The sequence below is a fragment of the Halorarum halophilum genome, from assembly GCF_013401515.1.
GTDB classification, from domain to species: domain Archaea; phylum Halobacteriota; class Halobacteria; order Halobacteriales; family Haloferacaceae; genus Halorarum; species Halorarum halophilum.
In genome coordinates, this window is sequence record NZ_CP058529.1 from 3295186 (window position 1) to 3307805 (window position 12620).

The window sequence follows — 12620 nt, forward strand, 5'->3', positions numbered from 1 at the left end:
CATCCGCGACCGACCCGTCTTGCAGCTTCCCACACCTCTATGCTGGGTCCCGAACGTGTGCGATTCGATGACAACCACTCGGGCCAAAGCGACGGCTACGGACGACACGGACCGGACGGACGACGTCACCATCGCCTACGTCGGCGGCGGGAGTCGCCAGTGGGCGCCGGCGCTCATCCGCGACCTCGCGCTGTCGGACCTGAACGGGAACGTCCGCCTCTACGACGCGAACCACGAGAGTGCGGAGCGGAACGCGCGGTTCGGCAACTGGGTGCAGGACCGCGAGGAGGCGGTTGCCGACTGGTCGTACGACGCGACCGAGACGCCGGCAGCGACGCTCGAGGGCGCGGACGTCGTCGTCCTCTCGACGCAGTACGACCCGACCGAGACGTTCGTCCACGACCTCGATATCCCGAAGGAGTACGGCATCTACGGCGCAGTCGCGGCCACCATCGGCCCGGGCGGCATCTTCCGGGCGATGCGGACGATCCCGCTCTACCGTGAGTTCGCGGCTGCGATCCGGGAGCACTGCCCCGACGCGTGGGTGTTCAACTACACGAACCCGGTCACGTTCGCCACCCGCGCGCTGTACGACGAGTACCCCGACGTCAACGCGATCGGCCTCTGTCACGAGGTGCTCGGGACGCGGTCCTGCCTCGCGCGCTACGCCCGGGAGCACCTCGACGTGGACGCCTCACGGGAGGACGTCTCGGTCAACGTCAAGGGGATCAACCACTTCACCTGGGTCGACGAGGCGCGCTGCAACGGGGTCGACCTCTGGCCGCTGCTCGAGGACCTCGCGGAGCGCGAGGAGGCCCGCCAGGAGTTCACCGCCGAGGACCTGGAAGGCGAGAGCGTGTTCGTCGACAACTGGCAGGTCACCTGGGAGCTGTTCCGCCGGTTCGGCGTGTTACCGGCCGCCGGCGACCGCCATCTCGTCGAGTACGCCACGTGGTTCCTCCAGGGCGGACGAGAGACGCTGAACCGCTGGGGGGTCAAGCGCACCGGCAGCGACTACCGCGCAAAGCACTGGTCGCCCGCAGAGTCCGACCAGACGACCGACGTCGAGGCGTGGATGAACGGCGAGCGGGAGTTCTCTCTGGAGTCCTCCAACGAGACGTTCATGGACATCCTGACGGCGCTGACCGGCGACGGCACCTGCGTCACGAACGTCAACCTCCCCAACGAGGGGCAGGTGTCGGACCTGCAGTCGGACGCGGTCGTCGAGACGAACGCGGTGGTGCGGACCGACGAGGTGACGCCGGTCGCCGCCGGCGGCTTCCCGCGGCCCGTCCGGGGGCTCGTCCGCGGTCACGTCGACACGCAGGAGACGATCGTCGAGGCATCCCGCGAGGGCGACCTCGACGCGGCCTTCGAGGGGTTCCTGCTCGACCAGCAGGTCCGCACACTGTCGCCCGACGACTCGCGGGAGCTGTTCGCGGAACTGGTCGCCGCCCAGGAGCCGTACCTCGACGGCTGGAACCTCGAGGACTCGGCGGTGCTCGCGGAGTCGTCCGCCTACCCGGGCGAGTAACCCCGTCTCGGGCGTCGGTACCGTGGGGGGTTGGACGTCAGTGGTGTTTTATCGTCCCGCAGTGATTCCGAACCATGACCGATCGAAGCACGGGCGACGAGCACGACCGGAACGCCGACGTCCGTGTCGGCGTCAGGACGCGCTCGCTCGCGGAATCGCGACTGCAGTACGTCCGACAGCTCGGCGCGACGGACTTGTTCGTCGACCACGCCGACACCGACGAGGAGCCAGACGAGTTCAACGACCGCGACGGGACGGACACGCTCGCCGTCGGGCGGGACGCCATCCCCACCGTCGCAGAACTCGAGGACGCACGCGAGCGAGTCGAGGGCGCCGGGCTCCGGCTCGCGGGAATCCAGTCGCTGCCGTACTCGCTGTACGGCGACATCATGTTCGGGCAGGACGGGGCGGACGAGGCGCTCGAGCAGATCACGACGCTCGTGCGTAATCTCGGCGCGGCCGGGGTCCCCATCCTCGGCTACCAGTGGAACCCGCGTGGCGTCGTCCCCATGCGGACGACCCCGGTCGAACTCCGCGGCGGCGCGATCGGCACGGCGTTCGACCTCGCGGAGGTCGACGACCCCCACGCGCTCGCGCCGGGGCTCGACCGGGAGTACACGGAGGCGGAGTTCTGGGAGAACTACGGGGGGTTCCTCGAGGCGGTGCTCCCGATCGCCGAGGAGGTGGGCGTCGACCTCGCGCTGCACCCCGTCGACCCGCCCGGCCTGGAGTCGCTGGGCGGAATTCCGCGGCTGTTCCGGAGCGTCGAGAGCTTCGAGCGCGCGATGGAGCTCGTCCCGAGCGACAACCACGGGCTGAAGCTCTGTCTGGGCTGTTTCTCGCAGCTGGGTGCGGACGTGCACGACGTCGTCCGCCGGTTCGGCGAGCGGGACCAGATCGTCTTCGTCCACTTCCGCGACGTCGCGGGCACCGTGCCGCGCTTCCACGAGACGTTCGTCGACGAGGGGAACTTCGACGCGGTCGCGGCCGTCCGGACGCTCCACGACGTCGGCTTCGACGGCGTCGTCATCCCCGATCACGTGCCGGAGATGGTCGGCGACGACGACTGGCGCCACCGCGCCCGCGGGTTCACGGTCGGCTACCTCCGCGGCGTCGTCGATACGGTCCGGACGGAGTACTGAGACTGCGGCTGCCACTCCGACGGTTCGGATTCGACTCGACTACTCGTCGAGCGGGACCCGTCCCTCGTCGTCCGGCACGCAGGAGTAGTCGTGGAAGAACTCGCTCAGAGCGTCGGCCCACCGCCCCGCCTGCAGGACCTGCTCGTCGAACCGCTCGGCCACGTGACGGTGCCGCTCGTCGTCCACCTTCCCCTCCAGGGTGCGCCACCGCTCGCGGAGTCGTTCGGCCTCCTCGACGCCGGCGTAGCAGTTGTCGTACAGCGTCTGCACCACGGTCCGGCCGTCGTCGAGCTCGTGCTCCCACGGCAGGTGGTGGAAGAACAGGAGCAGTTCCCTCGGGCACGTCTCGGGGTCGTCGTACATCTCGGCGAGCGCGTCGGGATACTGCTGGGCATAGCCGTTCCCATTCGAGTTGCGGTCCTTCCCGATGCCGTCCTCGGTGGCCCCGTGGTAGCCGGGCCACTCCTCGGGGCCGGGGTCGTAGTGGTTCTCCAGGCGTGCGCTCCCGTTGTACATCATGTGCATGAGCCCGAGGCCGCCGGTGGAGTAGCCGATGACCGCCGGCCAGGTGTCGTGCAGGATGTCCGTGACCGTCTCGACGACCGCCGGGTCGCCCCCGAACGTCTGGCGGACCCACTCGTCGGTTATCGTCGCGGTCTCGAGGTCGGGGTCCCAGGCGAGGCGGCCGTAGCCGTAGAGGTTGGCCTGCGCGAGGTAGTGGCCGGTCCAGTTCGGGTCCTCGCCGGGACCGCCGACGCCCGCCAGGCCGGTGCCCTCCTCGGTGAACAGCTCCTTCACCTTCCTCCCGTGGCCGTCGGGGTCGGTGTCGAACTCCAGGACCTCCTTCCACATTGGGACGTGGTAGCAGGCGTGGACGTGCTGGCCGGTGTACTCGCCGGTGATCTGCAGTTCCAGCCCCAGACCGGTGTCGGGCATCTGCCCGAACACCGGCGAGACGGGCTCGCGGGGCTGGAAGTCGATCGGTCCGTTCTTCACCTGGACCGTGACGTTGTCGTGGAACTCGCTGTCGAGCGGTTCGAAGGTGTCGTACTGCTGGACGGCGCGGTCCTCGTGTGACCCGTACACGAATGCCCGCCACCAGACGCGCCCGCCGTACGGTTCGAGCGCCCGGGCGAGCACGTTCGCGCCGTCGACGTGGTCGGCGTCGTAGTTGTAGGGTCCCGGCTGGCCCTCGGAGTCGGCCTTGACGAGGAAGCCGCCGAAGTCCGGGACGAGGTCGTACACCTCGTCGGCCTTCGCCGCCCACCACTCCGCCACCCGCTCGTCGTTCGGGTCGGAGGTGTCCAGGCCGCCGACCTTCTCCGGCGCGCCGAAGTTGACCGAGAGGTACGTCCGGATGCCGTACCGTCGGAAGGCCGACGCGAGGCCGGTCAGCTTCTCTAGATGCCGGGATTCGAGGAGCTGCCAGCCCGCCAGTTCGCCCATCGCTTCGTTGGCGCCCTCCCGATCCGGGATCTGCGTGTTGACGTTGTTGACGACGATGCCGTTGATGCCGACGGAGGCGAGCAGCCGGGCGTAGTCGAAGTACCGCTCCCGGAGGTCGGGGAGCCGCTCCCAGTCGAAGATCGATTGCCCGGCGTAGCCCCGTTCGACCGACCGGCGGAACGGGTTGTCCCAGTGGTTCACGATCCGTTCGGCGTTCGTCGGCTCCTCGGAGACGTCGAGGTCGTCGATGGGCCGGCCGAGCGCCATGTGGCGGAGCAGGTGGAAGGTGCCGTACACCAGCCCCCGGTCGGTCGAGGCCGTGACGACGACGCAGTCGGCACCCTCCCACTCCACCGAACGGAGGTGGAACCCGCCGTCGTCGAGTGCCTCGACCGCATCGACGTCGACCGAGTCGGCCACGACCTCCATCTCCCCGGGCGTACCGACGGCGAGGAAGCCGTCGGCCGATCGGGGCGGGTGCTGCCAGAGGTGGGGTTCGCGGCCGAGGAGCCCCTCGATTCCGCGTCGCAGTTCGTCGCGGACGGCGCCCAGTTCCGGCGCTCCGGTGGACGCGTACACGTTCGCACAGCGCGTCCGGTACGAGGCCAGGCGGTCCTCGTCGGCGACCGCGTCGTACCGTAACCAGCAGTCGTCGTACTCCTCGATGGGCATACGACGCGATTGCCCGACCGGTACCATAGGCGTGACGGTCGTTGCCATTGGGGCCGGCGGCCAGCCGAACCGCCTCCGCAAAGCCGTCGCCTCGCCCGATCGCCGACGGTGCCATTCCCATCCTGCGACCCCGCGCACCACCCTACTCCGACCCTCCACACCACCGTACTGCGACCGAACCAGCACCGTAACGACCTAACGTGCGGTGCCTGTAGGGCACGCCATGAGCTCACGTCGGGACCGGTTCTGGGACTTCCTCTGCCTGTTCTCCACGCAGGCGTACGTGTTCCTCGCGATCTCGGTCGCGCTGCTCTTCTTCATGGGGTTCGCCTGGATCAACGGTCCGGGGCCGGAGACACGGGCGCTCATTCCGCTGAACGTCGCCGTGCTGTCGGTCAACGCGGTCGTGCTGTACGCGATCATCCGCCATTGTCGGTCCCGGGACCTCTGAGCCGTCGGCCGGTCCGACCGTCGCAATCGAACGGAAAAACGACGAAGCGGGGCGGTCGGGCCGCTAGTCCTCGTGGCGGGCGTGCACCCGCGGGTTGAACAGTCGGTCGGTCGACTGCGAGACCAGGATGAGGCCGATCGAGAGCAGGACGACCGTGACGATGGGCCAGAGGATCCAGTGGAACATCGACCCGGCCGTCAGTGCGCCGCCGGCGTAGGCCTGGCGGATGAGGACTCCCCAGTGGTCCTGATTGTACGGCAGAACGCCCAGGTAGTAGAGCCCGATGGCGGCGAACAACACGCCCCGCATGGAGCTCATGAAGTTGTACATGACGTACGGCATCACGTTCGGCATCACGTCCTTCAGGAGGATGCTCCGCATCGGGATCCCCATCGCGTCGGCGGCCTCCACGTAGTCCTCCTCGCGGACGCTGAGCACCTGCGATCGGAGGTTCCGGGCGAGCCCGGCCCACCCGTTGATCCCCAACAGAACGCCGATGAGAACAGGGTTCTCCGGCTCGAGCGTCACCGCCAGGACGATGATCAGCGGGAGCCCCGGGATCGTCAGCGCGACGTCGGTGATCGTCGAGAGCACGTCGTCGAGGCGCCCGCCCGAGAAGCCGGCGACGGTGCCGACGACGGTGCCGACGACGACGACGAAGAGGCCGCCGCTGAATATCATCGTCAGGATGGGTGGGGTGCCGAAGATGATCATCTTCAGCAGGTCGCGGCCCTGCGGGTCCGTCCCGAGCGGGTGGTCGAGCGTCTGGAACGGCTGGACCAGGCGGCCGCCGGCCCACATCTCGGTCGGCTCCAGCAGCCACACCCCGACGGTCCCGATCAGGAGGTACGCGATGACGACGCCGAACCCGAACAGGGCCCTGGGGTCCGTGATAAGGATCCGTCCGGGGACGACGACGTACGTCAGGAGGAGGTCCCTGATCCGGTCCTCCCGCGTCCGGTCGACGTCGGACACCACCTCGAGCGGGATGTCCTCGTCCACCTGTCGGTCGCTCACCGTCCCTCACCCCCCGTCTCGATACGCGGATCGAGCCGTCCGTACGTGAGGTCAGCGACGAACACGCCGACGACGACGGCGATGGTGATGACGAGGAACGCCCCCATCATGACCGGGTAGTCCCGGCGCAGCGCCGAGTCGAGCATCAGGTAGCCGACCCCCCGGTAGCTGAAGATCTGCTCCAGGATGACCGACCCGCCGAACAGGAACCCGATCTGGATGAGCAGCCCCGTGTACAGCGGGAGGATGGCGTTCCTCGCGACGTACCGGTAGGAAATGCGGTGGTCCGACAGGCCGCGCAGGCGGGCCCCGCGGATGTAGTCGGACCCGAGCGTCTGGATGCTGTTGGCGCGCATGCTCAGCGCGATGCCCCCGAAGCCGGTGGCGACGAGCGAGACGACGGGGAGTGTCGCGTGGTAGAGTACGCTCCGGTACCACGCCAGCGACCCGGGGTTGAGCCCCGCCGCGAACTTGCCGCCCTGGGGGAAGATCCCCCACTGGAAGACGAAGAAGAACACGAGGATGAACGCGAACACGTAGAACGGCACCGAGACGACGAACGTGCTGAGCGCGGAGGCGGACAGGTCGAACCGACTCCCCTCCGTGTAGGCCATCATCGCGCCGAGCAGGATGCCGATGACGTACTGGAACGTGATGGCGACGCTGAGCAGGAACACCGTCCAGGGGAGGACGTCCGCCAGGAGCACCGACACCTCGACGCCCTGGATGTACGAGTAGCCGAGGTCGCCCTGGAACGTCTTGATCACGTAGTCGAAGTATTGCACGTGGAGCGGTTCGTCGGGTTTGACGTTCAGGTAGAGCCGCACCTGCCGGTTGATCTCCGCCTCGCTCATCGTCGCGCCGTAGCGCTGGTAGAGCTCCGCCCGCATCCGGTCGATGGGGCTGCCCGGCATCAGCCGGATGAGGAAGAACGTGAGCGTGATCGTCGTGTAGATGACGACGAACGCCATCCCGATGCGGCGCGCCAGCCAGCGTCCGTTCACGGGGCGTCACCCCCGACGCCGACGACTTCGTTGTCGAGCGGCTCGCTGTCCCAGTATGGGTGGTCATCGTCGCGGTCGCGGAAGCAGGCGGCGGTGTGACCCTCCTGGAGTTCGGGGTTCGTCTCGGTACAGGCCTCCCGGGCCTTCGGGCACCGCGGGTGGAACCGACAGCCCGACGGCGGGTCCACCGGGTCGGGGATGTCGATGTCGCTGATCGGCGCCTCGTCGTGCGTCTCGTCGCCGTCCGTGATGTCGGTCGTCGCCCAGTGGAGCGCCTGCGTGTACGGGTGCTTCGGGTTCCGGACGATCTCCTCGGCGGGGCCGATCTCGACGATCTCGCCGAGGTACATCACGGCGATGCGCCCCCCGGCGCGCCCGGTCAGGTAGCGGGCGTTGGTGAGGTTGTGCGAGATGAACAGGTACGACGTGTCGAACAGGTCCTGCAGCGTCAACATGAGGTCCATCATGTCGACCCGCATCGACACGTCGAGCGCCGAGACCGCCTCGTCGGCGAGGATGAGGTCGGGGTTCATCAGCAGCGCGCGGATGAGCGCGACGCGCTGCTGTTCGCCGCCCGAGAGCTGGTGTGGGAACCGCTCCGCGTAGTCCTCCGGCGGCGACATCCCCGCGGATTCCAGCATGGCGAGCACGCGCGCCCACCGGTCCTCCTTGTCGAGGTCGGGTTTCCAGCGCTTCATCGGCACCTGGAGGATCGCCGAGACCTTCCGGTTGGGGTTGAGCGAGCTCCCCGGGTCCTGGTGGATGATCTGCAGGGCCCGCCTGATGTCGTCGTACGATCGTTCGCCGTCCCCCGCCTTCCCCTTCTTGGCCTCCCAGACGTCCTGGCCGCGGTAGTTGACGCTCCCACCGGTGGGCTCCTGGAGCCCGACGGCCGTCTTCCCGAGGGTCGTCTTCCCGCAGCCGGACTCGCCGACCACGGCGACCACGTCGTTCTCGTAGATGTCGAGGTCGACGCCGTCGACCGCGCGGACGACGTTGGGGTCGCTGAACAGGCCGAAGAACCCCCCGCCGTCGTCCTCGAAGTGGACCTCGACGTCGTCGAGGGTCACCACCGGCTCGTCCGACTGGCGCCCCTCGATCCGCTCGTACTCGGACGAGTCGTCCTCGAGGATCAATGGCAGTTCCCCGTCTACCTCATCGTGGTGGAAGCAGGCGACCTCCTGACCGGGGCCGAGCGGCTCCAGGGGAGGTTCCTCGCGGCGACACTCCTCGGTCGCGAGCGGGCAGCGGGGGTGGTACGAACAGCCCGGCGGCACGTCGACCGGGTCCGGGCTCGAGCCCTCGATCGCCTTCAGTTCGTCGAGCGGCGTCGTGAGGTTCGGCACGGTGTTGAGGAGCGATCTGGTGTACGGGTGCTGGGAGTTCGAGAGGTCGTCGGCGTGGAACACCTCCACGACGTCGAACGCGTACATCACCGCGATGCGGTCACAGAGGTCCTGCACCAGCGGGAGGTCGTGGGTGATGAAGACGATGGTCAGGTCGTACTTCTCCTGGAGGTCCTCGAGCAGCGTGAGGATCGAGCGTTGCATCAGCAGGTCCAGCGCCGCCGTCGGCTCGTCCATCACGAGCACCTCCGGATCGAGGATGAGACTGAGCGCGATGAGCGCCCGCTGTTTCATCCCCCCGCTGAGTTCGTGCGGATACGTGTCGAGCACGCGCTCGGGTTCGAGGTGGAGGTCGGTGAGCAGTTCGCGTGCGCGCTCCATGCCCGCGTCGACGTCCTCGTCGTGGGCCTTGAGCGTCTCGAGGAAGTGCCCCCGGATCCGCATCGTCGGGTTGAAGAAGCTCATCGCGCCCTGGAACACCATCGCGATGTCCCCCCATCGCAGTCGCTTCAACTCCTCACCCTCGAGGTCGAGGACGTTCATCGAACGGCCGCTCCCGTCGTGGTAGGTGATGTCGCCGTCGACCTTCCCTGGGTTGACGACCGCGTCGAGCATCGCCGACGCGAGCATCGACTTCCCGCTCCCACTCTCGCCGACGACGCCGAGTATCTCCCCCCGGCGAACGTCCAGCGAGACGTCGTCGAGCACCCTGGACGTCCCGCGGTCCATGTCGAAGGTGACGTCGACGTCCCGAACTTCGAGGACGTTCTCGTGCGATACCGCCTGTTGTGACATGTACAGTGTGGTTCGAGTACGAACCGTAATATCCCTATCGATTAATTATGGTCGATACGACGACGTGACGGAATCCGGACGGTCCGGGCCGGTTTCGAGATCGACGTCTCGGATTATCGACCGGTCACTTCGGGCTCATCGCGGGGATGGACATGAACGTCCGGTTGGTGTAGTTGATGCCCCATAGCGGGTCGTCCTTGGCCGGCCAGTTCCACTCGTCGGTCCAGTACATCATCCCCCAGTTCTCGACGTTGGTGGGGATCGAGGGCAGCGCGTAGTTGTACACCCACGCGAGCAGTTCGATCTGCGTGGTGTACTCCTCGCCGGTGAGCTTCGCGAGGCCGTCGACCTCCTCGCGGACGTTGATCTCCTGCAGGTCGCCCTCCCAGTTACCGACCGGCATCGGGACCTCGATCGTCTCGGGGAAGTAGACCATGCTGTCGCCGTCGAACATCGTTCCCAGGTACGACACCGGCGACTGCGCGTTGGTGTGCGTGCGTAGGGAGTTCCAGGTGTCGTCCGAACGACCCCAGAGGATCGAGCCGAACTGCTCGTTGACCGAGAAGTTCGTGCTGAAGCCGAACTGCTCGAGCTGGTTCATCGTCGCCTGACCCGTCGTCGGCCAGTGGTGGTAGTTCGGCGAGATGTGGTCGATGACGAACTCCTCGCCCTGGTAGTACCAGGTGCCGTCCTCCTTGGAGAAGCCGACCTCCTCGAGCAACTGTGTGGCCTTCTCGTGGTCGGTCCCGTACGTCCGGAGCGTGTCGTGGATGTTCGGCAGGGCCTCCTCGGTCTTGAAGAAGACCCCGTCGGCCCGCTCGAGCGCGGTCGTGCGGGTCGGGTGGGCACGCGAGATCTCCTCGTTGTTGAGGACGTACGCGATCGCCTGCCGGAACTTGGGCTCGGCGTACACGTCGGGGACGCCGTCGGCGTCCGTGTTCCAGTTGAACGCGAGCCCCTGCACGGCGGTCCCCGCGCGGATCACGATCTCCATGTTCTCCTCCTTCTGGATCCGCTCGATGTGCTCGGGCTGGGGGAGCGGCCCGGCCTCGATGTTGCCCGAGAGGGCCGCCGAGATGGGCTGCGAGCGCCCGCCCGCGGCGTCGAAGTTCTCGATGCGCCCCGAGAACTCCGGCGGGGAGTGGAATCCGTCGTGGGGCTCGAGCACCGCGACCGTCTCGGTCGAGTCGCTGATCTTCCACGGCCCGCACGTGACCGTCTCGTCGATCGGCCACTGGTGGTCGTCGGTGAGCTCCTGGTCGATCTTCGTGATCGCGTCGGTCGTGGTCGCGTCCTGCAGACGCTCGAGGTAGTCGACGAACACGGTCTCCTCGCCGTCGATCTCGCGCGGCGGGGAGAGCTGGTAATCCTGGGTGAACATCTGTTTCGCCGCGTAGTCGGTGTTCAGCTCCCCCAGCTCCATGACGACGGTCTTGTCGCCCTCGGCGGTGATCGCGTCGACGTTCGACCACATGACCGAGTCGATCTTCCCGAGTTCCTTCTGGATCTTGAGCCGCAGCGTCAGGTCGTCGGCCGTTACCTCGTCCCCGGACGTCCACTGCCAGTCGTCGTACAGGCCCATCGTGATGGTCCCGTTCCCCTGGTCGATGTCGAGCGACTCCAGGCCCAGCGGGACGAACTGGTCGTACGTGTTGCTGGTCTCCTTGTTGAACTCGGCGGACGTCGACCATCGCGCGAGTTGCGGGTGGATGGACCACGCGAGCGCGTGGAGGTTCGCCCCCCACGGGTTCTGGATCTGCGACTGGGACTCCATCGCGCCCGGCAGGAACGTGTGGAACTCCCTGTTCCCGCCGTTTCCGCCGTTCCCCCCATTTCCGCCGCCGTTCCCGCCGTTGCCGTTGACGGGCGTGACGTCCTCGTCGTCGCCGCCGGAACAGCCGGCGAGGAAGACGGCGGTCGCCGCACCGGCCCCCTGCATCATCCGTCTGCGGCTGAGGCGGTTACTGGCGTGCCCGTTCCGGTCCGACGGCGTGTAGTCGTCGTTGACCATGTGTGAACCTTCTACTGGGCATGTGCACACACACCATATATAATTTATGTTGGTGCTCTTTGCTGTCGAACCCGTACGGGGGCATTCTGGCTCCCATCGGGCGGCGCGGGCCTCCACGGAGCGGGTCACTCATCACCGCTTTTCGCTCCCGTTCTGTCCAGGATGGTTGGAAACCGGTCCGATTACCCAACCGGTTTATACGATGGTTCCCCTCGAATACCCATGGAAGACGGGTCCGAGGGACAGACGCTCCAGGGGGTTCGGAAGGCGTTCAAGATAGTTAGACACATCAAGGAGACGGGACCGACGACGGTGACGGGGCTCGCGGACGCGCTCGACCTCCCCAAGAGCACGGCCCACATCCACCTGAAGACGATGGCCGAAGCGGGGTACCTGTACAAGGACGACGGGACGTATCGGCTTAGCCTCCACTTCCTCAGCCACGGCACGGTCGTCCGTCGCGAGTTCGAGATCTACCAGGTCGCCAAGGGGGAGATCAACAGCCTCGCCGAGGAGACGGGGGAGGTCGCGAGCATCGGGGTCGAGGAGGGCGGCAAGCGCGTGCTACTCTACAAGTCGGAGGGCGGCGACGCGGTCTACGACAACTCCCACACCGGTGAGTTCACCGAGATGCACTGGACGTCACTGGGGAAGGCGCTGCTCGCGCACATGCCCCGGGAGCGGGTCGAGGCGATCGTCGACGAGCACGGGCTTCCCCGTGCGACGGAACACACGCTCACCGAACCGGAGGCGCTCTACGACGAGCTCGAACGCATCCGTGAGCAGGGATACGCGCTCGAGGACGAGGAGCACTGGGAGAACATCCGCGCCGTCTCCGTTCCGGTGCTCTCCGAGCAGGGCATCATCGGGGCGATCTCCCTGTCGGGGCCCAAAGCCAGGTTCTCGGACTCGCTCATCGAGGAGCGCATCCTCGACCCCCTGTACGACAAGGCGAACGTGATCGAACTCCGCCTCAAACACTACTGACGGTACGTCGGGCTGCCCTGTTCACCGGGCGACGATGGCATTACAAGCGTACGGCTGTGAGAGTCACGACGCTGAACGGACCGTTCCAGCGACGAGACTTGCCATCCACGTCATCTGTCCAAGATAGCTGGACACTTCCATCGCCACGACGTCCGTCCTGTCCCTCAGCCGGCATCAATGGACACTCCGCACCACCGATGGTTACTAGCGGACGG

The 12620-nt window shown here is 67.1% G+C and carries 9 protein-coding genes; 4 read left to right on the plus strand and 5 right to left on the minus strand.

What is annotated here, in order from left to right:
* Nucleotides 1-67: 67 nt before the first annotated feature.
* Both HUG10_RS16360 and HUG10_RS16365 read left to right on the plus strand, forming a co-directional pair.
* Nucleotides 68-1534, plus strand: a complete 1467-nt coding sequence (locus HUG10_RS16360; RefSeq protein WP_179170587.1) for a family 4 glycosyl hydrolase — start codon at nucleotides 68-70, stop codon at nucleotides 1532-1534.
* A gap of 74 nt (nucleotides 1535-1608) precedes the next feature.
* Nucleotides 1609-2676 (plus strand): mannonate dehydratase, encoded by a 1068-nt coding sequence (locus HUG10_RS16365; protein ID WP_179170588.1) that lies wholly within the window; start codon nucleotides 1609-1611, stop codon nucleotides 2674-2676.
* A gap of 39 nt (nucleotides 2677-2715) precedes the next feature.
* On the opposite strand, the gene HUG10_RS16370 is transcribed toward HUG10_RS16365, so the two are convergent.
* A complete protein-coding gene (locus tag HUG10_RS16370) occupies nucleotides 2716-4794 on the minus strand; it encodes an alpha-glucuronidase family glycosyl hydrolase (protein ID WP_179170589.1) in 2079 nt (692 codons plus the stop codon).
* A gap of 223 nt (nucleotides 4795-5017) precedes the next feature.
* Between HUG10_RS16370 and HUG10_RS16375 the strand changes: the two genes are divergently transcribed.
* The gene (locus HUG10_RS16375; protein ID WP_179170590.1) at nucleotides 5018-5245 is read left to right on the plus strand and encodes a hypothetical protein; all 228 of its coding nucleotides are present in this window, start codon (nucleotides 5018-5020) and stop codon (nucleotides 5243-5245) included.
* Nucleotides 5246-5308: 63 nt separating this feature from the next.
* Here the strand turns inward: HUG10_RS16375 and HUG10_RS16380 are convergent, their stop codons facing one another.
* The 4 genes from HUG10_RS16380 to HUG10_RS16395 form a co-directional block, all read right to left on the minus strand.
* Nucleotides 5309-6262 (minus strand): ABC transporter permease, encoded by a 954-nt coding sequence (locus tag HUG10_RS16380; protein ID WP_179170591.1) that lies wholly within the window; start codon nucleotides 6260-6262, stop codon nucleotides 5309-5311.
* On the minus strand, nucleotides 6259-7266 hold the full coding sequence (locus tag HUG10_RS16385; protein WP_246310171.1) for an ABC transporter permease: 1008 nt from the start codon (nucleotides 7264-7266) through the stop codon (nucleotides 6259-6261). The genes HUG10_RS16380 and HUG10_RS16385 overlap by 4 nt, the downstream gene beginning before the upstream one ends.
* On the minus strand, nucleotides 7263-9407 hold the full coding sequence (locus HUG10_RS16390; protein WP_179170592.1) for an ABC transporter ATP-binding protein: 2145 nt from the start codon (nucleotides 9405-9407) through the stop codon (nucleotides 7263-7265). Before HUG10_RS16390 ends, HUG10_RS16385 begins: the two co-directional genes overlap by 4 nt.
* Nucleotides 9408-9531: 124 nt before the next feature.
* Nucleotides 9532-11418 carry an ABC transporter substrate-binding protein gene (locus tag HUG10_RS16395; RefSeq protein ID WP_179170593.1) on the minus strand — a complete coding sequence of 629 codons (1887 nt, stop codon included), beginning with the start codon at nucleotides 11416-11418 and terminating at the stop codon, nucleotides 9532-9534.
* 222 nt (nucleotides 11419-11640) lie between these two features.
* Here HUG10_RS16395 and HUG10_RS16400 point away from each other — a divergent pair, with 222 nt between their 5' ends.
* Nucleotides 11641-12405, plus strand: coding sequence for an IclR family transcriptional regulator (locus HUG10_RS16400; protein WP_179170594.1), 765 nt, complete (start codon nucleotides 11641-11643; stop codon nucleotides 12403-12405).
* The last annotated feature ends 215 nt before the right edge of the window (nucleotides 12406-12620 follow it).

Bases quoted from the DNA above. Each gene is read 5' to 3' on its own strand.
- HUG10_RS16360 (WP_179170587.1), top strand. From the start codon at position 68: ATGACAACCACTCGGGCCAAAGCGACGGCTACGGACGACACGGACCGG.
- HUG10_RS16365 (WP_179170588.1), top strand. From the start codon at position 1,609: ATGACCGATCGAAGCACGGGCGACGAGCACGACCGGAACGCCGACGTC.
- HUG10_RS16370 (WP_179170589.1), bottom strand. From the start codon at position 4,794: ATGCCCATCGAGGAGTACGACGACTGCTGGTTACGGTACGACGCGGTC.
- HUG10_RS16375 (WP_179170590.1), top strand. From the start codon at position 5,018: ATGAGCTCACGTCGGGACCGGTTCTGGGACTTCCTCTGCCTGTTCTCC.
- HUG10_RS16390 (WP_179170592.1), bottom strand. From the start codon at position 9,407: ATGTCACAACAGGCGGTATCGCACGAGAACGTCCTCGAAGTTCGGGAC.
- HUG10_RS16395 (WP_179170593.1), bottom strand. From the start codon at position 11,418: ATGGTCAACGACGACTACACGCCGTCGGACCGGAACGGGCACGCCAGT.
- HUG10_RS16400 (WP_179170594.1), top strand. From the start codon at position 11,641: ATGGAAGACGGGTCCGAGGGACAGACGCTCCAGGGGGTTCGGAAGGCG.